The 22,302-nt window shown below is 41.8% G+C and carries 27 protein-coding genes and 1 other RNA gene; 21 read left to right on the top strand and 7 right to left on the bottom strand.

All coding sequences use genetic code 11. The features are described from left to right. Window positions 1-28: 28 nt before the first annotated feature. From tpiA to MHB41_RS15570, 8 genes are all read left to right on the top strand, one after another. Window positions 29-790, top strand: a complete 762-nt coding sequence (gene tpiA, locus MHB41_RS15605; RefSeq protein WP_017359213.1) for a triose-phosphate isomerase — start codon at window positions 29-31, stop codon at window positions 788-790. After that, window positions 783-2,318 carry a 2,3-bisphosphoglycerate-independent phosphoglycerate mutase gene (gpmI, locus tag MHB41_RS15600; protein ID WP_034280952.1) on the top strand — a complete coding sequence of 512 codons (1,536 nt, stop codon included), beginning with the start codon at window positions 783-785 and terminating at the stop codon, window positions 2,316-2,318. The genes tpiA and gpmI overlap by 8 nt, the downstream gene beginning before the upstream one ends. Before the next feature lie 31 nt (window positions 2,319-2,349). Then, window positions 2,350-3,642 (top strand): phosphopyruvate hydratase, encoded by a 1,293-nt coding sequence (gene eno, locus MHB41_RS15595; RefSeq protein ID WP_003212752.1) that lies wholly within the window; start codon window positions 2,350-2,352, stop codon window positions 3,640-3,642. A gap of 258 nt (window positions 3,643-3,900) precedes the next feature. Further along, complete coding sequence (locus MHB41_RS15590; protein WP_024423498.1) at window positions 3,901-4,170, top strand: hypothetical protein; 270 nt, start codon at window positions 3,901-3,903, stop codon at window positions 4,168-4,170. 58 nt (window positions 4,171-4,228) lie between these two features. Then, window positions 4,229-4,996: an ABC transporter ATP-binding protein gene (locus tag MHB41_RS15585; RefSeq protein ID WP_041115638.1), complete on the top strand. Its 768-nt coding sequence runs from the start codon at window positions 4,229-4,231 to the stop codon at window positions 4,994-4,996. Then, window positions 4,968-6,365, top strand: coding sequence for a hypothetical protein (locus MHB41_RS15580; protein WP_061110095.1), 1,398 nt, complete (start codon window positions 4,968-4,970; stop codon window positions 6,363-6,365). The genes MHB41_RS15585 and MHB41_RS15580 overlap by 29 nt, the downstream gene beginning before the upstream one ends. Next, entirely contained in the window at window positions 6,362-6,730 is a 369-nt protein-coding gene (locus tag MHB41_RS15575; RefSeq protein WP_034280943.1) for a metalloprotease family protein, read from the top strand. Before MHB41_RS15580 ends, MHB41_RS15575 begins: the two co-directional genes overlap by 4 nt. Beyond that, the gene (locus tag MHB41_RS15570) at window positions 6,727-7,008 is read left to right on the top strand and encodes a hypothetical protein (RefSeq protein WP_034280942.1); all 282 of its coding nucleotides are present in this window, start codon (window positions 6,727-6,729) and stop codon (window positions 7,006-7,008) included. Before MHB41_RS15575 ends, MHB41_RS15570 begins: the two co-directional genes overlap by 4 nt. Before the next feature lie 22 nt (window positions 7,009-7,030). Here MHB41_RS15570 and MHB41_RS15565 read toward each other — a convergent pair whose 3' ends face one another. Next, window positions 7,031-7,495, bottom strand: a complete 465-nt coding sequence (locus MHB41_RS15565) for a GNAT family N-acetyltransferase (RefSeq protein ID WP_034280940.1) — start codon at window positions 7,493-7,495, stop codon at window positions 7,031-7,033. Between the two features lie 14 nt (window positions 7,496-7,509). Then, window positions 7,510-7,974 (bottom strand): hypothetical protein, encoded by a 465-nt coding sequence (locus tag MHB41_RS15560; RefSeq protein ID WP_061110094.1) that lies wholly within the window; start codon window positions 7,972-7,974, stop codon window positions 7,510-7,512. Between the two features lie 119 nt (window positions 7,975-8,093). On the opposite strand from MHB41_RS15560, the gene MHB41_RS15555 reads away from it, so the two are divergent. Then, entirely contained in the window at window positions 8,094-8,726 is a 633-nt protein-coding gene (locus MHB41_RS15555; RefSeq protein WP_034280938.1) for an NAAT family transporter, read from the top strand. A 54-nt stretch (window positions 8,727-8,780) separates the two neighbouring features. Here the strand turns inward: MHB41_RS15555 and MHB41_RS15550 are convergent, their stop codons facing one another. Next, entirely contained in the window at window positions 8,781-9,317 is a 537-nt protein-coding gene (locus MHB41_RS15550; RefSeq protein ID WP_034280936.1) for a GbsR/MarR family transcriptional regulator, read from the bottom strand. Window positions 9,318-9,586: 269 nt separating this feature from the next. Here MHB41_RS15550 and MHB41_RS15545 point away from each other — a divergent pair, with 269 nt between their 5' ends. From MHB41_RS15545 to MHB41_RS15530, 4 genes are read left to right on the top strand one after another with little or no spacing between them, the layout of a single operon-like run. Beyond that, complete coding sequence (locus MHB41_RS15545; RefSeq protein WP_025094044.1) at window positions 9,587-10,735, top strand: betaine/proline/choline family ABC transporter ATP-binding protein; 1,149 nt, start codon at window positions 9,587-9,589, stop codon at window positions 10,733-10,735. Between the two features lie 13 nt (window positions 10,736-10,748). After that, a complete protein-coding gene (locus MHB41_RS15540) occupies window positions 10,749-11,402 on the top strand; it encodes an ABC transporter permease (RefSeq protein WP_034280933.1) in 654 nt (217 codons plus the stop codon). Between the two features lie 13 nt (window positions 11,403-11,415). After that, complete coding sequence (locus MHB41_RS15535) at window positions 11,416-12,333, top strand: osmoprotectant ABC transporter substrate-binding protein (RefSeq protein WP_061110093.1); 918 nt, start codon at window positions 11,416-11,418, stop codon at window positions 12,331-12,333. Between the two features lie 21 nt (window positions 12,334-12,354). After that, a complete protein-coding gene (locus tag MHB41_RS15530; RefSeq protein WP_034280931.1) occupies window positions 12,355-13,044 on the top strand; it encodes an ABC transporter permease in 690 nt (229 codons plus the stop codon). A gap of 77 nt (window positions 13,045-13,121) precedes the next feature. Here MHB41_RS15530 and MHB41_RS15525 read toward each other — a convergent pair whose 3' ends face one another. From MHB41_RS15525 to MHB41_RS15515, 3 genes are all read right to left on the bottom strand, one after another. After that, on the bottom strand, window positions 13,122-13,442 hold the full coding sequence (locus tag MHB41_RS15525) for a helix-turn-helix domain-containing protein (protein WP_024423485.1): 321 nt from the start codon (window positions 13,440-13,442) through the stop codon (window positions 13,122-13,124). A gap of 70 nt (window positions 13,443-13,512) precedes the next feature. After that, window positions 13,513-13,914 (bottom strand): transcriptional regulator, encoded by a 402-nt coding sequence (locus MHB41_RS15520; protein ID WP_034280930.1) that lies wholly within the window; start codon window positions 13,912-13,914, stop codon window positions 13,513-13,515. Between the two features lie 138 nt (window positions 13,915-14,052). Next, the gene (locus MHB41_RS15515; protein WP_034280928.1) at window positions 14,053-14,448 is read right to left on the bottom strand and encodes a helix-turn-helix transcriptional regulator; all 396 of its coding nucleotides are present in this window, start codon (window positions 14,446-14,448) and stop codon (window positions 14,053-14,055) included. Window positions 14,449-14,602: 154 nt separating this feature from the next. Here MHB41_RS15515 and MHB41_RS15510 point away from each other — a divergent pair, with 154 nt between their 5' ends. The 7 genes from MHB41_RS15510 to ssrA all read left to right on the top strand — a co-directional run bounded on the left by MHB41_RS15510 (window position 14,603) and on the right by ssrA (window position 19,966). Next, the gene (locus MHB41_RS15510) at window positions 14,603-14,836 is read left to right on the top strand and encodes a helix-turn-helix transcriptional regulator (protein ID WP_101676480.1); all 234 of its coding nucleotides are present in this window, start codon (window positions 14,603-14,605) and stop codon (window positions 14,834-14,836) included. Window positions 14,837-14,873: 37 nt separating this feature from the next. After that, on the top strand, window positions 14,874-15,164 hold the full coding sequence (locus MHB41_RS15505; protein WP_024423481.1) for an AbrB/MazE/SpoVT family DNA-binding domain-containing protein: 291 nt from the start codon (window positions 14,874-14,876) through the stop codon (window positions 15,162-15,164). Between the two features lie 185 nt (window positions 15,165-15,349). Continuing rightward, a complete protein-coding gene (gene secG, locus MHB41_RS15500) occupies window positions 15,350-15,583 on the top strand; it encodes a preprotein translocase subunit SecG (RefSeq protein WP_003212746.1) in 234 nt (77 codons plus the stop codon). A gap of 124 nt (window positions 15,584-15,707) precedes the next feature. Beyond that, window positions 15,708-16,454 carry a carboxylesterase gene (locus MHB41_RS15495; RefSeq protein WP_034280925.1) on the top strand — a complete coding sequence of 249 codons (747 nt, stop codon included), beginning with the start codon at window positions 15,708-15,710 and terminating at the stop codon, window positions 16,452-16,454. A 19-nt stretch (window positions 16,455-16,473) separates the two neighbouring features. Continuing rightward, the gene (gene rnr / locus MHB41_RS15490) at window positions 16,474-18,816 is read left to right on the top strand and encodes a ribonuclease R (RefSeq protein WP_041115651.1); all 2,343 of its coding nucleotides are present in this window, start codon (window positions 16,474-16,476) and stop codon (window positions 18,814-18,816) included. A gap of 139 nt (window positions 18,817-18,955) precedes the next feature. Next, window positions 18,956-19,426: an SsrA-binding protein SmpB gene (gene smpB / locus MHB41_RS15485; RefSeq protein ID WP_012011279.1), complete on the top strand. Its 471-nt coding sequence runs from the start codon at window positions 18,956-18,958 to the stop codon at window positions 19,424-19,426. Window positions 19,427-19,602: 176 nt separating this feature from the next. Then, window positions 19,603-19,966, top strand: a transfer-messenger RNA (tmRNA) gene (gene ssrA / locus MHB41_RS15480). 163 nt (window positions 19,967-20,129) lie between these two features. Here the strand turns inward: ssrA and MHB41_RS15475 are convergent. Then, window positions 20,130-20,369: a hypothetical protein gene (locus MHB41_RS15475; protein ID WP_034280923.1), complete on the bottom strand. Its 240-nt coding sequence runs from the start codon at window positions 20,367-20,369 to the stop codon at window positions 20,130-20,132. Between the two features lie 239 nt (window positions 20,370-20,608). Here MHB41_RS15475 and MHB41_RS15470 point away from each other — a divergent pair, with 239 nt between their 5' ends. After that, window positions 20,609-22,210 (top strand): histidine kinase N-terminal 7TM domain-containing protein, encoded by a 1,602-nt coding sequence (locus MHB41_RS15470; RefSeq protein ID WP_034280922.1) that lies wholly within the window; start codon window positions 20,609-20,611, stop codon window positions 22,208-22,210. Window positions 22,211-22,302 lie beyond the last annotated feature (92 nt).

Here is a 22,302-nt window from a genome sequence, read left to right as displayed (position 1 = left end):
CCAAAACTGCTATAAGGAAGTGTCAATCATGAGAAAACCAATTATAGCTGGGAACTGGAAAATGAACAAAACACTTGGCGAAGCAGTCAGCTTCGTTGAAGAAGTCAAGTCATCTATTCCATCTCCTGACAAAGTGGAATCCATTGTCTGTGCGCCAGCTCTTTTCCTTGAAAAGTTAAACAGCCTTTCAAACGGAACAGACCTTAAAATTGGTGCACAAAACATGCACTTTGAAGAAAATGGTGCATTCACTGGTGAAATCAGCCCTGCTGCTCTAAAAGATTTAGGCATCGGCTATTCAGTGATTGGGCATTCAGAGCGCCGTGAATTCTTTGCTGAAACAGATGAAACAGTGAACAAAAAAGCACATGCTGCATTCAAGCATGGCATCGTTCCAATCATTTGTGTAGGTGAAACGCTTGAAGAGCGTGAAGCTGGCAAAACAAATGAACTTGTCGCTGATCAAGTGAAGAAAGCACTAGCTGGTTTAACGAAGCAGCAAGTCGCTGAATCTGTGATTGCATATGAGCCAATCTGGGCGATCGGTACAGGAAAATCTTCTACAGCGAAAGATGCAAACGACGTTTGCGCACACATCCGCCAAACCGTTGCAAGCGAATTTGGTCAAGAAGCGGCAGACAGCCTTCGCATTCAATATGGCGGAAGCGTGAAGCCGGCAAATATTAAAGAATATATGGCAGAATCCGATATTGACGGTGCTTTGGTAGGCGGCGCAAGCTTAGAACCTCAGTCTTTCGTTCAATTATTGGAGGAAGGTCAATATGAGTAAGAAACCAGCTGCATTAATCATCTTAGACGGGTTCGGTTTAAGAGGCGAAACAGTCGGTAACGCTGTCGCACAAGCAAAAAAACCGAACTTTGACCGCTACTGGAATGAATTTCCGCATCAAACCTTAACGGCTTCAGGTGAGGCAGTAGGCCTCCCAGAAGGTCAAATGGGAAACTCTGAAGTTGGGCATTTGAACATCGGTGCAGGACGTATTGTGTATCAAAGCTTAACAAGGGTGAATGTTGCCATCCGTGAAGGGGAATTTGAGAAAAACGAAACGTTCCTAGATGCAATGACTTATGCAAAAGAGAATGACAAGGCGCTTCATTTATTTGGACTCTTGTCAGACGGCGGTGTGCACAGTCACATCCAGCATCTTTTTGCCCTGCTGAAGCTGGCGAAAAAAGAAGGCTTAACAAAGGTATACATTCATGGCTTCTTGGACGGACGTGATGTTGGTCAGAAGACAGCCAAAGTGTACTTGAAACAGCTGGAAGATCAAATCAAAGAAATCGGTGTCGGTGAAGTGGCAACACTTTCTGGACGCTATTACTCAATGGACCGTGACAAACGCTGGGATCGTGTGGAGAAAGCGTACCGCGCGATGGCATATGGTGAAGGCCCAAGTTATCAAAACATTTATGATGTCGTTGATGACTCCTATGAAAATGGAATCTACGATGAATTCGTTATTCCATCTGTCATTACGAGAGAAAATGGTGAGCCGGTTGCCAAAGTAAACGACGGTGACTCTGTGATTTTCTATAACTTCCGTCCAGACCGTGCCATCCAAATCTCAAACACTTTCACAAATGCAGATTTCCGCTCGTTTGACCGCGGAGAAGCTCATCCGAAGAATTTACACTTCGTCTGCTTCACACACTTCAGTGAAACGGTTGATGGTTATGTTGCCTTCAAACCAGTGAATTTGGATAACACAGTAGGAGAAGTGCTTTCTCAAAACGGATTGAAACAGCTGCGGATTGCTGAAACAGAGAAATATCCTCACGTGACGTTCTTTATGAGTGGTGGACGTGAAGAAGAATTTCCTGGTGAAGACCGCATCTTAATCAATTCACCAGATGTGGCAACCTATGACCTCAAGCCGGAAATGAGCGCTTATGAGGTAAAGGATGCACTTGTTGCAGACATCAATGCTGACAAGCATGATGCGATCATCCTGAACTTTGCTAACCCGGATATGGTTGGTCATTCAGGTATGCTTGAGCCAACAATCAAAGCTATTGAAGCAGTAGATGAGTGCTTAGGAGCTGTAGTCGACGCAATCCTGGCAAAAGGCGGACATGCCATCATCACGGCAGACCACGGTAACGCAGACGTGCTCATTACCGAAGAAGGAAAGCCGCATACTGCACATACAACGAATCCTGTACCAGTCATCGTGACGAAAAAAGGTGCGACGCTTAGAGAAGGCGGTATTTTAGCCGATCTATCTCCAACGCTTTTAGACTTACTTGGTCTTGAAAAACCAAAAGAGATGACAGGAACATCATTAATTCAGAAATAAAAAAATTGATTCAAAAGGAGAGAAATTAAACATGCCATACATTGTTGACGTATATGCACGCGAAGTATTAGACTCTCGCGGTAACCCAACAGTTGAAGTAGAAGTTTACACAGAATCTGGCGGCTTTGGCCGTGCGCTTGTTCCAAGTGGTGCTTCTACTGGTGAATATGAAGCAGTAGAACTACGTGACGGAGACAAAGACCGTTACCTTGGAAAAGGTGTTCTGACAGCTGTAAACAACGTAAATGAAATCATTGCACCAGAGCTTTTAGGCTTTGATGTAACAGAACAAGTAGCGATTGACAAAATGTTAATCGAACTTGATGGAACAGAAAACAAAGGGAAATTAGGCGCAAACGCAATCCTTGGCGTATCTATCGCTGTAGCACGTGCGGCTGCTGATTTCTTACAAATTCCACTGTATCAATACCTTGGTGGCTTCAACTCCAAAACGCTTCCAGTACCAATGATGAACATCGTCAACGGCGGAGAGCATGCGGATAACAACGTAGACATTCAAGAATTCATGATCATGCCTGTAGGTGCACCGAACTTCCGTGAAGCACTTCGCATGGGCGCTCAAATCTTCCATAGCCTGAAATCTGTATTAAGCGCAAAAGGCTTAAACACAGCTGTAGGTGACGAAGGTGGATTCGCTCCAAACCTTGGTTCTAACGAAGAAGCACTTCAAACAATCGTTGAAGCGATCGAAAAAGCTGGCTTCAAACCAGGTGAAGAAGTGAAACTTGCAATGGATGCTGCATCTTCTGAGTTCTACAACAAAGAAGACGGTAAATATCATTTATCAGGCGAAGGTGTTGTGAAAACATCTGCTGAAATGGTTGACTGGTATGAAGATATGGTATCGAAATACCCAATCATCTCTATCGAAGACGGCCTTGATGAAAACGACTGGGAAGGTCACAAACTATTAACTGAGCGCCTTGGCAGCAAGGTTCAGCTAGTAGGAGACGACTTGTTCGTTACAAATACGAAGAAGCTTTCTGAAGGAATCAAAAACGGCGTTGGTAACTCAATCCTGATCAAAGTAAACCAAATCGGTACATTAACTGAAACATTTGATGCAATCGAAATGGCAAAACGCGCAGGATACACAGCTGTTATCTCTCACCGTTCTGGTGAAACAGAAGACAGCACAATTGCAGACATCGCTGTGGCAACAAACGCTGGACAAATCAAAACAGGTGCTCCGTCTCGTACGGACCGTGTGGCGAAATACAACCAATTACTTCGCATCGAAGATCAATTGGCTGAAACAGCACAATATCACGGCATTGCAACATTCTATAACTTGAATAAATAATGTCAGCTATGCGCTGCGTTCCGCTCTTTCATGAGAGCGGGACGCAGCGTTTTTTTGTGTTGAGCGAAAATCCGGTGGCTAATTCATTTGGCTTATCCTATTTCTGTAAAAAATCCTCCTTCAGTTAGAGAAGAAGCCAAAATCCCCTCCATTTATAAGCACTAAATCATGAAAAATCGACTAAAAATATGATCTGAAATGAACTTATGCTTTCTGTAAGGAGGTGGTATCATTTTACATATATTAGGGGGTGATGAGATGCTGAATCCTTTTAGCCTTCGTTTTCCAGTAGGTGTGTATATGTATGTCCTTCACCTATTGGCGGCATATGATGAAAGGAAGCAACGAATTTTAACTTCTAAGAATGTACAGAAAAACGCATTTTGGATTTATGTCCTTGCCGCTATATTAGGCATTATTTCACTTGGAGCATTGATTTGGGCATGCAAGACCTTTGGACGGGGCTCGAAATTTTTAGGAGAGTTCAAATTATTAGGCATGTACGTTAAAATCCAGTGCGGTTTTTAACAGGGATGAGAACAGATGCAAGGTCATCTGTTTTATCTGAAACAAACGGAGGGATAGGATGCTGACATTACAATTAAAAGAAAAAACATATAGCCGCACCTTCTCTCTCCGTAATATTCAAATGAATGTCGAGAAAGGGCAGATGCTGCTGCTTTTGGGGCATAATGGTGCGGGAAAGACGACGATGATCCAATCCATGTTTGGGCTGACACCATTTATAGGATGCGTCACTTTACACGGTAAACAGCTGAACCTTCAATCCTCAGAACACATCTCCTTGTTGAAAAAACATGTTTCCTATATTCCTGACGAGCATTCGTTGTTCGATTATTTATCACCGAGGGAATACTTTCAATTACTTCAGCTGCCAAATGAGCAAGATGTCACACGGGAGGAGACGTTCATCGAACTGTTTGAGCTGGGTTCATATATGGATCAGCCTATCGCTCAGCTGTCTCATGGCAATCAAAAGAAAACGCAGATCATTTCCCAGCTCCTCAGGCCATGTGATTATTATGTGTTCGACGAGCCAACGAACGGACTTGATCCAGATATGATGATCATCTTAAAAAAGGTGCTCATGAAGCTGAGAAATCAAGGCGCTGGCATTCTCATTTCAACCCATCATTTGAGCTTTGGTGATACGCTTTATGACCATCTCATGATCTTAAGAAATGGGGACGTCAAGCTGGATATGTCCCGCCAAGAAACGAATCAGACATTTCCTCATCAGGCACTTGAAGAGATTTATAAAGAAGTGAATCGAGATTACTATATGCAGGTGGAGAGGTTACTCAATGATCTGGACACGACACGTTCTTCATAAAATAGAATGGGGAATGCTGACAACGAAAGGAAAGCAGCTCGCAAAAAAGTACCCTATACAGCTTCTCGCAGCCGCGGCTTTTTTCTTGCTCATGTACGCGATATACGTCGTTATCAGCCTGCGCTTTTTCATGCAGGTAGGAGAAAGTGAGCCGGCTGCTCTATACCTCCAATTGATGAAAATGACGCTTTTACTTTTAGGCGCAGCTATTTTGTTATCCCGCAATAAATTAAAGCGACAGGAATATCAATTCTACTTTTTGAATAGTGCGATACAAAGTGTGCCATTTGTCCTTTGTGTGTATTTCTTTCCGATGCTCTTTTGTTTTCTCATGGTAGGACTGCTTTTTTTACCGATTGTCTTAGGCCTTTTGATCAGCGGTGTTACGCCATCTTTGTATTGGATAACGGCTGTATGCATGACTTGCTGTGTACTGGCGCTGCTTGCACTTGCTTCTTGGATGGTGATGCGGATTGCTGTGAGCCATTTCGTATCTAAAACAAAAGAGCATTTGCTGCTGCAAACGCTAGGCTTTGCGGTGCTGAATCTATTGGTGTTTCTCCTTTTGAAAAAAGCAATGGAGATGATCCGTGTATGGCCATCAGTCTATCTCATATTTCTGGTGATCCTTCTAAGCGCTGGCTGGCTATGGCTGAAGGGGTTAGCGGCTTCTTATGTCCATCGGATGTTTTTGCAGCTGAAAACAGAGGTAAAGTCGTTTTCTTACAAGAAAATCAGAACGCAATCTTCCTTTCTGACGCACCTGCGGCAGGAATTGGTCTATTTCAGCCGGTCAGCTGTTTTTAAAGAACAGGGCATTTTGTTTTTATTTCTCGTTTGTTTGACGGCGGGGCTGCCATTTGTTTTTACACCGGTAGAAACCGGCTGGCTGTATGCCTTTATTGTGCAGTATGCATTAAAGGAAATATTGATCATGCTTCCGCTGATGATTGGCAGAGAATATCATATGAATCAAAGGGCTATTTTTATGTTAAATACATCAAAGAGTGCTTATTTATTGTCGAGAATTTTATTTTATTACGCTATTAATTTGTTGACATATTTTGTGTTTATTTGGCTTGCATCTATGGTGATAGGCATTGAAAGTGAAGGGCATGGCCTCGCAAGTTTGTCCATTTTGTTGATCACTGCCATGGCGGCCTGTACAGGGTTTATCGTGAAGATCAGTGAGTTCAATAAACTGTTTGTCATCGTGATGATGATTGCTGTATTCAGCTTCATCGATATGCTTTTATTGAAGTGGCTTTCATCAGATGTGTATCTTCTCGCCACCGCCTATCTGCTAGGTTCACTTGCATTCTTTATCTGTATATATGCTGTCATGTTAAAGAGGCCTGTCTTGCGATGATAGAGCTTGTGTGCAGTTTCCTAGCGGTTGTGGTGATACATGAACTCGGTCATATACTGATGGTCATGGTGTGTAACAAATTCGAAAAAAGGCCGCTCTTTGATTTTGTGATAACGATTGATCGGAAGCATGTGGCGGTCGTCCATGAAACGTTTGGCCGGCCGAGCTTCAATATGATGGTGGCACTTGCAGGGCCGCTCTTTCCGGTGCTTTGTTCGATTGTTCTTTTTATGATATGGAAGCATCCGGTCAGTCATCAGCTGCTGTTTTTTTCTTTACTAAATACGGTGATGCTGCATCCAGCTTGTCCAGACGGGAAAAATATCACAGCCAGTTTAAAAGAGATGAAGGAGAGAAAGAGATGATCAAAGTATTTCATTCGTTTTCCAGCGGTATAACACTTGCGATGCTGTATGTATTTGCTGTGTTTATGACCCCTGTTTTTTTATTGCTGCTAGAGGTCAATCATGTTGAATCAAGCCCAACATTGTTTGGCATGCCATTTTATATCATGAAAATTGAAGAGTATCAATTCAGCTCAGAGGCGACGCTCTTTGGATGTGTGGTCTGTTTTTTAGCTGGCGCCGTCCTTTATTTCTTCATTCAATATGTGAAGCATTTGGTAAAAAAGCGCAGAACATAAAAAAAGCAGACGGAACAAAACATCAGTCTGCTTGCAAAGTGAGTGACAGCCGTACCATATCCATACACTGAATGCCATTTTCAAAAATCGGTTCATCATAATGCTTAAGAAAGAAATCGTGGTCAATAGATGTCATGCGGAAGCCGCATTTCTGATAAAGTGCGAGCTGCTGAATGCTCGAGTTGCCTGTGCCGATTTCAACCGTGTGAAAACCTGCGGCTTTCGCTTCAGCAATGGCATGGCGGATCAGTTGCTTCCCAATTCCTTTTCCTTGCCATGATTCCTTCACGGCGACATTAATGATTTCGACTGTCTGCTGAGACAGAGATAAAAGCACATAGACGCCAATCACGTCCTGATCATGATACGCGGCATAACAAGAGCCGGATTGCACATAAGTAAGAACCTTTTCCTTGGAAGGATCAGCTAAGAGTAAAAGATCCATAGGAACAGATTGATCACCTGACAATGGCTGAATGTGTATCATGTTTTTCATCCTTTCTATTCTTTAATATACCCTTGTTTCACACCCCAATCATATTGATCCTGTACCCATTGTGAGGGCGGATTGTAGGTGACATTTGGGTCTTTTTTGACAGTTGGTTTCCTTGCAGCCTGTGCTCTCTGCTTATTCGCTTGAGCAGTGGCTTTCGCTGCTGTCAGCTCTTTTTGAAGCTGGTCAATTTTTGCCTCAAGCGCTTTTCGCTGCTTGACTTCTTTTTGATAGGCTTTCTTTTCGTTTTTGAGCTTTTTCGACATGGTCGACAGTTTCTTTTTTTGATCTTCGTTTTCATGCTTCATATCCGCTTGATCTGATTTTAACTGCGAAAGCTGCTCAGTGTTCGTTTTGCTTTCTTGCTGATGTTTTTCCTCAGCTGCTTGGATGGTCTGCTGCTGCCAAACCATCCAGCCGGCTGCGCCTAAAACCGCAACAGATAGAAGGACGATAGTGATTGTTTTCTTCATGTGTGATTCCCCTTTCAATAAAACCTCTATTAACATCGGTTAAATATATACAGGTTTTAACATCACAAGGGAATATTCACATCAGATTGGCAGACACTATGAAAAAAGGAGGGTGTCTGTTGATTTCCTTTATGATTCATGTCGTGGTCTCATTATTTGCTGTATCAAATCCCATTGGAAACGTGCCTCTTTTTATCACCTTAACAGAGGGATATACAGAGAAAGAACGCTCCCAGACAGCCAAAAAAGCCATTGTGGTCTCTTTCATCATTCTGATTGCCTTTCTATTGGCAGGAAGGCTTATTTTCAAATTGTTTGGGATCGATATTCATGCACTCCGCATCGCTGGAGGTATTTTTATTTTTGGTATCGCTTACAATTTACTGAATGCAAAGGAGTCACATGTCCAAAATCCACATTCTGAAGAAAAGGCAGAAAGCAAAGAGAAAGCGGATGTCTCCGTTACGCCGCTGGCGATCCCGATCATCGCTGGTCCTGGTACAATCGCTACAGTGATGAGCTTAACCCCGGGAAGTCAAGTGATGCTTCACATGTTTGCCATTGTAATTGGCATTGTCATCGTTCTGGCAATGACCTTTTATGCCTTTCATTATTCAAGTTTCATTATGCGGAAAATGGGGAAAACAGAGATGAATGTCGTGACGCGGTTAATGGGATTAATTCTTGCTGTAGTGGCAGTTGAGATGATCGGCGCAGGCTTAAAAGGGATGTTTCCAATGTTTATGCAATAAGTGTATATAAAAAAGCTGTTTTTTCTACAATGATGTAAAATAAAACAGCTTTTTTTAAGGTTTCGGCACATGCTTAAACACTTCTTCACTTTCAAAGAATTCAATTAAGCGGCTAATCCAATCATAGTAATCAAGACTTTCCTTGATTTCTGAAAGAAGCAGATTGATTTTATCCTCTGTCTCTTCTGGCAGGTCGTCCTGTTCAAGCAGCTCCAGCAATTCCTTGCACGTTTTCTTATGTGCCTTGCGGTTTTTGCTGACAACACGGGACCAATTGGCTGCAAACAAGGAAATAAACGTTTGATATTGATCTTGCTCAACGTCATATAGATCTTTACGTATTCCTTTTTCATAAACCTTTTCCGCAATATTCAAATCAAGCATTTCTCGAACGACTTGACTCATTCTCGTTTTGCTCATGCCTGTCGCCTCTGATAGCTCCCCAAGCGTCATTGGTTTACGGTTCATGTGAATGATACCAAGCACTCTACCCACTGTAGAAGAAAGACCAAAGGCATTCATGTTCTCGGCAGCTTTTTCAATATAATGATCCTGTGCTTTTTGAATGGCGCCTAACGCTAGCTTGTCCACTCCCCGATTCATCCCTTCACGACTGACAATTTGTAACACAATATATCATATACCTGTTTGTTGATGAAAACAATAAATATTGAGTATTTGCTCGTAATTTGGAGGAAAAAGGAGAGATCTCTATCTATCGGGCCGTTAACTGAAAATTTTAAATAAATGTTATGCAATACAAACACATCGTAAACTTTTTATTTTATAAAGTTTGCACTATAATAAATAAGGTGTAAATTTTCTGAAAATATTGATCCGACTAATTGGAGGTGTCTCATTTGCTGAAACTAGAGAATGTATCTAAGACGTATAAAGGCGGAAAAAAAGCTGTCAAAAATATTGATTTAGAAATAGCAAAAGGAGAATTTATTTGTTTTATTGGACCGAGTGGCTGTGGTAAGACAACAACCATGAAGATGATCAACCGACTCATCGAACCTTCCTCAGGAAAAATCTTCATCGAGGGAGAAAACATTATGAAAAAAGATCCAGTTCAATTAAGAAGAGAAATTGGCTATGTGATTCAGCAAATTGGACTGTTCCCCCATATGACCATCGCACAAAACATTTCACTTGTTCCGAAGCTGTTAAAATGGCCGGAAGAAAAACGAAAAGAACGGGCGCGTGAACTGCTGAAGCTTGTCGACATGGGACCGGAATATTTAGAGCGCTATCCTCATGAACTCAGCGGAGGACAGCAGCAGCGTATTGGTGTTCTTCGCGCACTAGCAGCGGAACCCCCTCTGATCCTCATGGATGAACCGTTTGGCGCACTTGATCCAATCACACGAGATTCATTGCAGGAGGAATTTAAGAAACTGCAAAAAACGTTAAATAAAACCATCGTATTCGTCACACATGACATGGACGAAGCTATTAAACTAGCTGATCGAATTGTGATTTTAAAAGATGGAGAGATTGTCCAAGTAGGTACGCCTGACGATATTCTGCGAAACCCAGCCAATGAATTCGTAGAAGAATTCATCGGCAAAGAACGTCTGCTTCAATCAAATCCGAATATGGAACGTGTAGAACAAATGATGAACACGTCACCAGTCACCGTTACAGTTGAAAAAACATTAACAGATGCCATCTACATCATGAGAGAAAAGCGGGTCGATTCCTTGCTTGTAGTAGATGAACATCATGTGCTAAAAGGCTATATCGATATTGAAACAATCGATGCGAACCGCAGAAAAGCAGCTTTTGTTGGTGATATTTTAAATACAGAGTTCTATACCGTACAAGAAGGCGCACTTCTAAGAGACACTGTCCGGAAAATCTTAATACGCGGCATTAAATATGTACCGGTTGTGGATGCAGAAGGGCACTTAAAAGGTATTGTGACACGTGCAAGTCTGGTAGATGTTGTGTACGACTCCATTTGGGGAGACGATACGCCGGCAGCTGTCACTGAAATGAAGTAAGGGAGGTGTACACATGGATCAAATCATCGACTTTCTAGAGAAAAATGGCGGGGAACTCCTCACAAAAATGTGGGAGCATTTATATATTTCCTTAATTGCTGTTGTGCTCGGTATTCTTGTTGCCGTTCCTTTAGGCGTGGTACTCACACGAATGAAGCGAGGCGCAGGTTTTATCATCGGTATCGTGAATATCTTTCAAACACTCCCTAGTTTAGCGATTCTTGCCTTTTTTATTCCTATTTTGGGGGTTGGGAAAATACCTGCAATCGTTGCTCTCTTTTTCTATTCGGTTTTACCTATTTTAAGAAATACGTATGCCGGGGTACAAGGTGTGAACAAAAACTTGCTTGAATCCGGTAAAGGAATCGGGATGACAACATGGGAACAAATTCGTCTTGTTGAACTCCCGCTTGCTGTACCGGTCATTATGGCAGGTGTCAGAACGTCAACGATTTATTTGATTGGCTGGACAACACTTGCAGCCTTTATCGGTGGAGGCGGTCTAGGTGACTACATTTTGATTGGACTTCAGCTGTATCAGCCGGAATTCATTATTGCGGGTGCGATCCCAGTCACAATTTTAGCAGTCATCATCGACCTATCATTAATGAAGCTGGAGAAAAAAGTAACACCTGAAGGCTTAAAAGGATTGAAGGAAGTTTCATAAGGAGTTGGCTTATGTGAAGAATCGAAAAACAAAATGGATCAGTGCACTGCTTGCCGGATGCTTGCTATTGATAAGCGGCTGTTCACTTCCTGGACTAGCCGGCTCCTCAGGGGGCACGCTGCGAATTGGAGCACAAAACTTTACCGAATCAGAAATTATGGCCTATATGGTTAGCGATATGATTGAACATTACACTGATAAAAAGACGACCATTGTGAAAAACTTAGGTTCCAACACTGTGCAGCAGAAAGCAATGGAAAACGGAGATGTCGACATTTCTGCCACAAGATATTCAGGCACAGATTTAACAAGCACGCTTGGAATGGATGCGGAAAAAGACCCGGAGCGGGCGATGGAGATCGTCCAAAAAGAATTTAAAAAACGCTATGATTACAAATGGTTTGATTCTTATGGATTTGATAATACGTATGCCTTTGCCGTGACGCAAAAGATGGCGAAGGAAAATAATTTAGAAACGGTCTCTGATTTGAAAAAGAATGCGACCAATTACCGATTTGGGGTCGATAACATATGGCTCAAAAAGAAAGGCGACGGCTATGACGGATTTGTGAAAACATACGGAATCAAATTTGGCAGCACATATCCGATGCAGATTGGTTTAGTCTATGATGCATTAAAAAATGAAAAAATGGATATTGTACTTGCCTATTCAACAGATGGACGAATCAAAGCCTATAATCTCAAAATCTTAAAAGATGATAAACGGTTCTTCCCGCCATATGATGCATCGCCAGTAGTCCCGGAGAAAGTCTTAAAAGAAAATCCAGGGCTTGATAAGGTGATCAACAGGCTGATCGGAAAAATCGATACAGAACAAATGCAAGAGCTGAACTATCAAGTCGACGGAGAGCTTCAAGAACCAGCAACCGTTGCGAAGAATTTCCTGAAAAAACACAATTACTTTGAGTAAGATGGGGAGGTGTCACGGCTGATGGACACACTGCAGCAATTATGGACGTATTATCAGCAGAACGGGTCATATGTGTTAGAAGAATTTTATCGGCATTTTCTCATGTCGGCGTATGGGGTGTTGTTTGCGGCGATTGTCGGGATTCCAGTAGGCATCTTTGTAGCGCATTATCGCAAGCTGAGCAATTGGGTCTTTGCCATTACCAACGTCATTCAAACGATACCGGCATTAGCGATGCTTTCCGTGTTGATGCTTGTATTAGGACTTGGCGCAAATACAGTCATCCTATCACTCTTTCTGTATTCGCTTCTGCCGATCATCAGAAACACATATACAGGCATTGTCAGCATTGAACATGCCTATTTAGAATCAGGTAAAGCGATGGGCATGACGAAATGGCAAGTGCTGAGAATGGTTGAACTACCGCTTGCTTTATCAGTCATTATGGCTGGTTTAAGAACCGCACTGGTCATTGCCATCGGTATTACAGCGATTGGAACATTTGTGGGCGCGGGAGGTCTTGGTGATATCATCATCAGAGGGTCAAACGCCACAAACGGAACAGCCATCATTTTAGCAGGTGCGATTCCAACTGCACTTATGGCTATTATCGCTGACCTTGTCATGGGCTGGCTCGAACGCTATTTAAGCCCGACAAACAAGAAAAAAGAAAGAAAAGCGTTAGCTGAAAAAAACATCACATCTGCTTAAGCTGTTGAAAAGACAAAACCTCCCTTACATCTGTAAGGGAGGTTGTTTTATGAAGATCAGGTGGTTCGAATGCTGGTTTATGATTCAAGCGTGATCCATTCAGAGGACCACTTCGCAATTTCCTCAAAAACGGGTGCAAGTGAACGCCCCATATCTGTTAAAGAATACTCAATGCGCACGGGTGTTTCAGCAAAAACCTCCCGTTTTACAATACCTGCTGCTTCCAGCTCTTTTAATCTCTCAGATAATACTCTTCCGCTTAAGTTTGTCAGAGCCGCCTCAATTTCACTAAAGCGCTGCTGACCTGAGAGAAGCTGAAAAACAATCAGTGCCACCCAGCGTTTACTCAATAACTCAACTGCTTTTTCAAACCGCGGGCACATGTCAGATTGATTCATCTTTCTTCACTCCAATCTGAACCCATTATACCGTAAATCTGTTATAAATCGGCGCAAAAAGCTTAAACATTTATGAGGACGAACGGCTGTTTAACATAAATAACAAATAGCGGTTGAGGTCCTCTATTTCTTTTTTCGAAAGGGTCGACCATATGTCACCATCAAATATTTCGAGATCACCAAGTTCATATTGCGCTGCGGCTTCTTTTATTTTGGATAAAGCAAGATCATCTTCCCTAAGCTGTTGGACAGAAGCGGCTTCCTCAATATAGCCCGCAGCCTGCATCATGTCTTCATAAGGTACCTTTAACGCACCAGCTAACTTTTTAATCGTAGGAGGTTTCGGAATGCCGCGTTTCCCGTTTTCAATACGAGAAATACCGGCAGCGCTGACCTCAGAATACATCGCTAATTGGTTCACCGACAGCTTCTTTTCCTCACGTAATGCTCTTAAATATGCACCAAAGTTCATTAACGCAAAACCTCACATGGTTATAGATTAGATATGTCTATTTTACTTGATTTGTTGACTATTGGCAATAAGTGCACCATGAAAATATTGACATTAGTTAATGGTGGATGTACATTAGGTTTATGCCCCGCTATTTGTTCACCTTTTTTGGTTGATGAGCGTGAGAAAGTATTCATTCAGCTGGCTGATGTCTTGTGCGGAGAGCCTTTCCCATTTGTCCCCGTCAAAAATGGGGAGATGTTCTACATCCTTTTGAAGCGCCGTTTGATAGATTTTTAACATGGACTCATATTTCGGTTTCATTTCATGAACTTGTTCCTGTTCAATATGACCGGCAAGCAGCATTAAATCCTCATAAGGCACCTTCAAGGCGTGTGCTAATTTTTTTATGGTTAAAGGCTTTGGCACACCGCGCTTTCCATTTTCAATACGAGAAATACCAGCAGCGCTTACACCTGAATACATGGCAAGCTGATTGACCGACATTTTTCTATTTTCTCTTAAAATGCGTAATTGTTCACCAAAGTGATTCATGACATCGAACCTCACATTTCAGTATATGACTTATTTTAGTATGATCATTGACCAAAGGAAATAGCATAGGGGTAAAAGTGTTGACATAAGTTAATGGATCTGCTTGATGTGAGAGTCTTACATGTTGTACATAATGATTCCATAGGAGGTTGTAATGATGGTCGAAAAGATTCAGATCAGGCGGGCTTTTGTCATGCAGTATATGATCGAGAACGATATGTCGTTAAATCAGCTCGCTGATGAAATTGGCATCTCTCCTGCCACACTTAGCAGGGTATTAAATGGTCACCGAAAACCGGGACAGCTTGTCATTGGCAAAATGATTCATTACTTTGATAAAAAATTTGAAGAACTATTTTACTATGAAGATGTTGACAAAAGTCAATGAGTGATATCATCATATCATCATCAAGGAGGAAATGTCATTGAAAAGGACTGGGATGGTCAGACACATTGATTCTCTCGGCAGAATTGTACTGCCCTCAGAAATGCGCAAGGTACTCAATATTAAAGAAGAGCAGCTGTTAGAAATTTTCATTGAAGATCAAACCATTATGCTGAAAAAATATGATGCAGATAAGAGCTGCCTGCTGACGGGACAAGTGACGAAGTACAACAAAAGTTATGGAAATGGGAACGTGATGCTGAGTCCTGAAGGAGCTGAACGTTTGTTAGTAGAATTAAAACAGCTATTGAAGGAAGAAGCAACTCATTAAAAATGTGTTTTTAACCGAAAAATTCATATAAAAATGCTGCAGCCAGCACTTTGGAACGAAATTGTATCAAAATAACGAATCAAGTCGACAATATATAGGAAATCTTTATTTTGATGTTTCGTGACATGCACCTTGTTTTCATGTAAAATAAAGTTATGTGTACCAGTTTGTCTGGAGGTGTTTTCATGCACGCATTTGTTATCACATTACTCGTAATTGTCAGTATCGCACTTATCATCGTTGTATTACTACAATCAAGTAAAAGTGCTGGACTGTCAGGCGCTATTTCAGGTGGAGCCGAGCAGCTTTTCGGTAAGCAAAAAGCGAGAGGCCTTGACTTGATTCTTCACCGTTTAACGGTTATTTTGTCAGTGCTTTTCTTCATCTTAACACTTGCATTGGCATATTTAGGCGTGTAAAGCGCGAGTAACAGAAGGTCTGATCTTTTTTCAGACCTTTTTTTATTATCAGCACTCTTTTGTGTTTGTTTCATACATACAAGTGGAAAATATAAACCATACCAGAAGGAAAGGAAGTCACATCATGAAAGTTGTTACACCAAAACCATTCACGTTTAAAGGTGGAGAAAAGGCGGTGCTTCTTCTTCACGGTTTTACTGGGAATACAGCCGATGTTCGAATGCTTGGCCGTTATTTGAACGATAGAGGATATACATGCCATGCACCTCAATATAAAGGACACGGTGTGCCGCCAGAAGAGCTTGTCCATACAGGCCCGGCTGACTGGTGGAAAGATGTTGAAGAAGGCTATCAATTCTTAAAAGATGAGGGTTATGAGGAGATTGCAGTTTGCGGACTATCCCTCGGAGGAGTTTTTTCATTGAAATTAGGTTACACTGTACCTGTAAAGGGAATTGTACCTATGTGTGCACCTATGTACATAAAAAGTGAAGAAGTCATGTACCAGGGTGTACTAGATTATGCCCGTAACTATAAGAAATTTGAGGGTAAGTCAGAGGACCAAATTGAACAAGAAATGGAATCGTTCAAGAAAACACCAATGGATACACTGAGGAGCCTGCAAGAACTGATTGCAGATGTTAGAAACAATGTCGACATGATCTATTCACCTACTTTTGTTGTGCAGGCACGTCACGATCATATGATTAATACAGACAGTGCGAATATCATTTATAACGAAGTAGAGACAGATGATAAGCATTTGAAATGGTATGAAGAATCAGGCCATGTTATCACGCTTGATAAAGAGCGGGAGAAGGTTCATCAGGATGTCTATGCATTCTTAGAATCACTTGATTGGTCAATTTAAATATATAGGGGGTTAGAGTGTGCAAAAAGAAGAATTTATGGATGAATTACTCGCTTTTATGAAAGAAGAAGCGTATAAACCGTTAACCGTTCAAGAGCTGGAAGTCATGATGGAGATTACCAATCCTGATGATTATAAAGAGCTCGTCAAAGCACTTGTGACGCTGGAGGATCAAGGACTCATCGTTCGCACGCGCAGCGACCGTTACGGTGTACCAGAAAAAATGAATTTGGTAAAAGGAAAGCTGTCTGCTCATGCAAAAGGATTTGCATTTGTAACGCCTGAAGAGTTTGGACAGGATGATATTTTCATTCCGCCAAATGAGTTAGGCACAGCGATGAATGGAGATACCGTCATGGTTCGTGTCAGCCACAAATCAAATGGCACGAAAAAAGAAGGAACTGTTATCCGCATTCTCGAGCGTAATACTCAGACGGTTGTCGGTACCTACACAGAAACGAAAAGCTTTGGCTTTGTCATTCCTGATGATAAAAAAATCACAAACGATATCTTCATTCCGAAATCCGCTAAAAACGGTGCGGTCGAAGGTCATAAAGTCGTTGTGACGCTGACAAGCTACCCTGAAGGAAGAATGAGTGCAGAAGGTGAAGTGACTGAAATCCTCGGTCATAAAAATGACCCTGGCATTGATATTTTGTCGATCATTCATAAACACGGTCTGCCAGGTGAGTTCCCAGAAGAAGCACTTCAGCAGGCAGCAGACACACCTGAAACGATTGATGAAAAAGACCTTGAAGGCAGACGCGACTTGCGCAATGAAACGATTGTGACGATTGACGGTGCAGATGCGAAGGACTTAGATGATGCTGTAACTGTGCAAAAGCTGGATGATGGCAAATATAAGCTTGGCGTGCACATTGCAGACGTTTCTCATTATGTCACAGAGAATTCGCCGATTGATCAGGAAGCTTATGAACGTGGAACGAGTGTGTATCTCGTCGACCGCGTCATCCCGATGATTCCGCATCGTTTGTCAAACGGTATTTGTTCATTAAATCCAAAGGTCGATCGTCTCACACTGTCTTGTGAAATGGTCATTGATCGAAACGGAAAAGTCGTCAAACACGAGATTTTCCAAAGTGTGATCAAAACGACGGAGAGAATGACCTATTCTGATGTGAATAAGATTTTAGTCGACCAAGACGAAGAGCTTTTAAACAAATATGAGCCGCTAGTGCCGATGTTTCAAGAGATGGAGAAGCTTGCAGAGATTCTTCGTGACAAACGAATGGAGCGCGGAGCTGTAGACTTTGATTTCAAGGAAGCAAAAGTACTTGTAGATGATGAAGGCGCAGCGAAAGACGTTGTCATTCGTGAGCGTTCCGTTGCAGAGAAATTAATTGAAGAATTCATGCTTGTTGCAAACGAAACGGTTGCAGAGCATTTCCACTGGATGAATGTTCCGTTCATTTACCGAATTCACGAAGAACCAAACCCTGAGAAGCTTCAGCGCTTTTTAGAGTTCGTAACGACATTTGGTTACATTGTGAAAGGGACGTCAACGAACATTCACCCGCGCGCACTTCAAAGTGTCCTCGATGCTGTCAGGGATCAACCGGAAGAAGTTGTCATTCAAACTGTGATGCTTCGCTCTATGAAACAGGCGAAGTATGATCCAGAAAGCATTGGCCATTTTGGATTATCAACGGAATTCTATACACACTTCACATCACCGATCCGCCGTTACCCGGATTTAATCGTGCATAGACTGATTAGAACCTATTTGATTCAGAAAAAGACAGATGAAGCGACCTTAGAAAAGTGGGGCCAGCTGCTGCCTGAAATCGCAGATCATGCATCTACAATGGAGCGCCGCTCAGTCGATGCAGAGCGTGAAACAGATGATCTGAAGAAGGCAGAGTTTATGCTAGATAAAATCGGTGAAGAGTTTGATGGCATGATTAGTTCCGTGACGAACTTCGGACTATTCGTTGAACTGCCTAATACGATAGAAGGCCTTGTCCATGTCAGCTACATGACAGACGACTATTATCGCTTTGATGAACAGCACTTTGCCATGATCGGTGAACGTACAGGGAATGTCTACCGTATCGGTGACGAAATCACTGTCAAAGTTGTTAATGTTAATAAAGATGAGCACTCAATTGATTTTGAAATCGTCGGGATGAAAGGCACTCGCCGTAAATCTCCAAAAGATTTCAAGTTCAAAAAACGGACAGATCCACCAGCGAAAAAAGGACGTGGAGGTCAAAAAGCCTCTGGGGAAAAAGGCAAAGAGGATAAAAGCGGAAGTGACTGGTTCACAAACCGTAAAAAGAAGAAAAAGAAAAAACGCGTATTTGAAAACGCACCGAAACAAAAACGCAAAAAGAAAAAGTAACGTGCCAAAAAGCAAATAGGGCATCCCGCTCTATTTGCTTTTTGACCACATGGCGTCAGCATTGTCGAAAGCTGGATTGTTTGATAAAATAATCCGTACGATTTGGACCGTGTTTGTGTCAAAAGGAGGGTGTACGCCAATGCCAAAGGGAGAGGGAAAAGTTGTTTCCCAAAACAAAAAAGCAAATCATGATTACTTTATAGAAGAAACATACGAAGCAGGCCTTGTATTACAAGGAACTGAAATCAAATCGATTCGTGCTGGAAAAGTGAATTTAAAAGATTCCTTTGCCAAAATCGAGCGAGGAGAAGTGTTTCTTCATAACATGCACGTGAGCCCATACGAACAGGGGAACCGTTATAACCATGATCCGCTGAGAACGAGAAAACTGCTGCTTCATCGCAAGCAAATCAGCAAATTGATTGGTGCGACAAAGGAAGAAGGCTACTCACTTGTGCCTCTGAAACTATATTTGAAAAATGGCTTTGCCAAAGTGCTGATCGGAATCGGAAAAGGGAAGAAGAAATACGATAAACGTGAAGATCTGAAGAAAAAAGATGCAAAACGTGAAATCGAACGTGCCTTCCGCGATCGTCAAAAGCAATTCTAGCCTGATGCAGATGGCTTGCTGAGAGCAGAAGCATTATGCTACAATATGTTATGCAGTAAACAATCACCGCTATTTTTACAGAAACCACCAGTTGTTTCGAGCGATGAGATTGTTATAATAGTTATATACGGAAGCAGTTAAGCTGAACGTTTCCATCCCGTATATCCCTTTTACAAGGGGACGTTACGGATTCGACAGGGATGGTTCGAGCTTAGGCTGCGAGCCGAGAGGCGATCTCGTTAACACGCACTTAAATGTAACTGGCAAAACTAAAAGTTTTAACCAAAACTTAGCACTAGCTGCCTAATAAGCGCAGCGAGCTCTTCCTGACATCGCCTATGTGTCTGTGAGGAGCCCAATGAAGTAGGCTACGCTTACGTTTCCGTCTGAGGACGTAAGAAGAGATCCATCAGACTAGCTCTCCAAGCGCCCGTCAGCAGGCATGAGGATGAGTGAACACGTAAATATGTTGACTACGCTCGTAGACGCTTAAGTAATCGATGTCTCTGGACGTGGGTTCGACTCCCACCGTCTCCATAATTTTAAATATTTAAAAAGGCCCCTTTCTATAAAGGGGCTTTTTTTATCTAATTTAAGAAGTTAAGTTAGTTTTGATTTTGATATTTAATGTTTTTTGAATTTATTTACATTTTTGATTGGGTTATTCCTACAAGGAATAATCGGAGTTTCTTTAATTATTTACTTATGTACGGTTTCTCAAAGAAGACTGCACCAACCGAACAAACAAAGGAAAAACGACAACCACCGCAAGCATCATCAAAAATCCATCCGGTACAAGTTCCACAAACGTTGTCTGAATCACATAAACCGCAATCAGCAGTAAATAACTGATCAAAAATAACAATCCAGAACTTCTCTTTTCAAACGGTTTTTCTAAAAGAATCAACATAAACAGCCCCGTCATAATCATCCAAAAAGTCATATTCCTTTCGAGTCTCCTCTCCATTGATCTCCACATTGTACAGATATTTCTCCAGACGCAACATACTTCTCCCTCAAATTAAGCAAAAAGTAGTGAAAATATAAGGGATCACAAACAGATAACGCCTGAAATTTTACAAAAAACCTCCAACCAATTCAAAATCACATCTTCCCATTTGTGACTTCCTCATATATAGTAAGATTAGACTAGTTCTAAATAACTGAAATTGGGGCGTTTACATGGATTCGATTGTTTTACATTTTATTGTGATCATGAGTGTTTCTGGCATTCTGTCCGTGATATTATCAATCATTGCTCATGCGAACCGCCACCGGTATATTGGCTGTCAATTGTTTATGTACATGTCTGGAGCAACTGCGATTTATATCTTTGGGCATACGTTTGAATTATTGGCTCGTACCCCTGAAGAAATCATGTTCTGGGTTTGTTTTCAATACATAGGTCTTCCGTTTATCGCACCGCTCAGTCTGCTGATTGTGCTGCAATTTACGGGGTTCCAACAATATTTCACAAAGCGCCGCGTGCTTCTCATCTTATTGATTCCAACTCTCACAACCATTATGGTGTTCACCAACTCTTTACATTCACTCTTTTATCGAAGCATCACGATGAATCCAGTAGATGGGTTTTTATTGGCTGATTTTACGATTGGCTATTGGTATATCATTCATGGCGTTTATACGTTTGGCTGTTCGATGCTTGCTATTTTTATGCTGCTTTGGTTTTTACGTGTCACAAAAAAAGAATATTTAAAGCAGATTCTGATACTGTTAGTGGGAATGTCCTTACCAATTTTGACTTCTTTTATTTATTTATTAGGCGTTACACCCCTGCATATTGATCCTGTTCCTGTGGTGATGTTTATTACCAACGCACTCTATTTATGGGCAATTATGTCGTTCCAGCTGTTTAAGCTGTCTCCCATTGCAATGGAGCGTGTGTTTGAGCATATGTCTGAAGGGGTTTTGATTTTAGATCGATATCGAACACTCATTGATTACAATCCCGCTGCTGCATCGATCATTCCAGCACTTGCGAATAAAAAGGGAATTGGCTATAAGATCGACGATATTTTCTCAGCAATCATCAAAGATTCAGCGTTCATTCAATGGCTGCGCTCTCCGCAGGATCATTCGCAATATGATTTAATGTGGAAAAAAGAAAAAGACCAGTCCTATTATTATCATCTGACCGCTTCCTCTCTATTTAATAGAAGAGGAGAGATTGAGGGCAGGCAAATAGTGATCAGTGATGTTACAGAGCAGCGTTTGCTGCAGGAAGAGCTGGAGCGTCGTGCGTATATCGATGGTTTGACGAATATTTTCAATCGATCTTCTTTCATCGAACGAACGCAGTTGATCCTTGAAGAGGATGCGCAGGATACCGCTGTTATGCTGTTTGATATTGATTTCTTTAAACAAATCAATGACACACACGGACATCATATCGGGGATGAAGCGCTGCGTCATGTTGTCTCTATTTGTCAGGAGCATTTACAAATGGATGATTTATTTGGACGATATGGGGGAGAAGAGTTTGCCATTTGTCTGCCTCATCAGTCATTTAAAGAGGCATGTCATATCGCGGAACAAATAAGACATTCGTTTGAAGCAAGTTTCTTTACGAATGATAAGGAAAAAGTGCGAGTGACAGCGAGCTTTGGAATTGCTCACACAGCCAATGATCCTTGTGTATTAGAGACACTTCTATTTGAAGCGGACCAGGCCTTGTATATGTCAAAACGCCAAGGACGGAACCGGATTTATGCATCCACTGGTAAGGGCCATGTGCTGTATCAAGAGCAGGATCTTCCGCATTGACTGTTGTCCTGACATTCGATATGATAAACATAACATTTGAACGGTTTCCTAAAGGGGAGTAGCTTTTACGGTTTTGGTCGTCACTACAGAAA

This window comes from Bacillus sp. FSL H7-0578, assembly GCF_038630855.1.
Taxonomy (GTDB): domain Bacteria; phylum Bacillota; class Bacilli; order Bacillales; family Bacillaceae; genus Bacillus; species Bacillus safensis.
The sequence above is the reverse complement of the archived record's forward strand: the minus strand, read 5'-3'. Positions and strand labels throughout refer to the sequence as shown.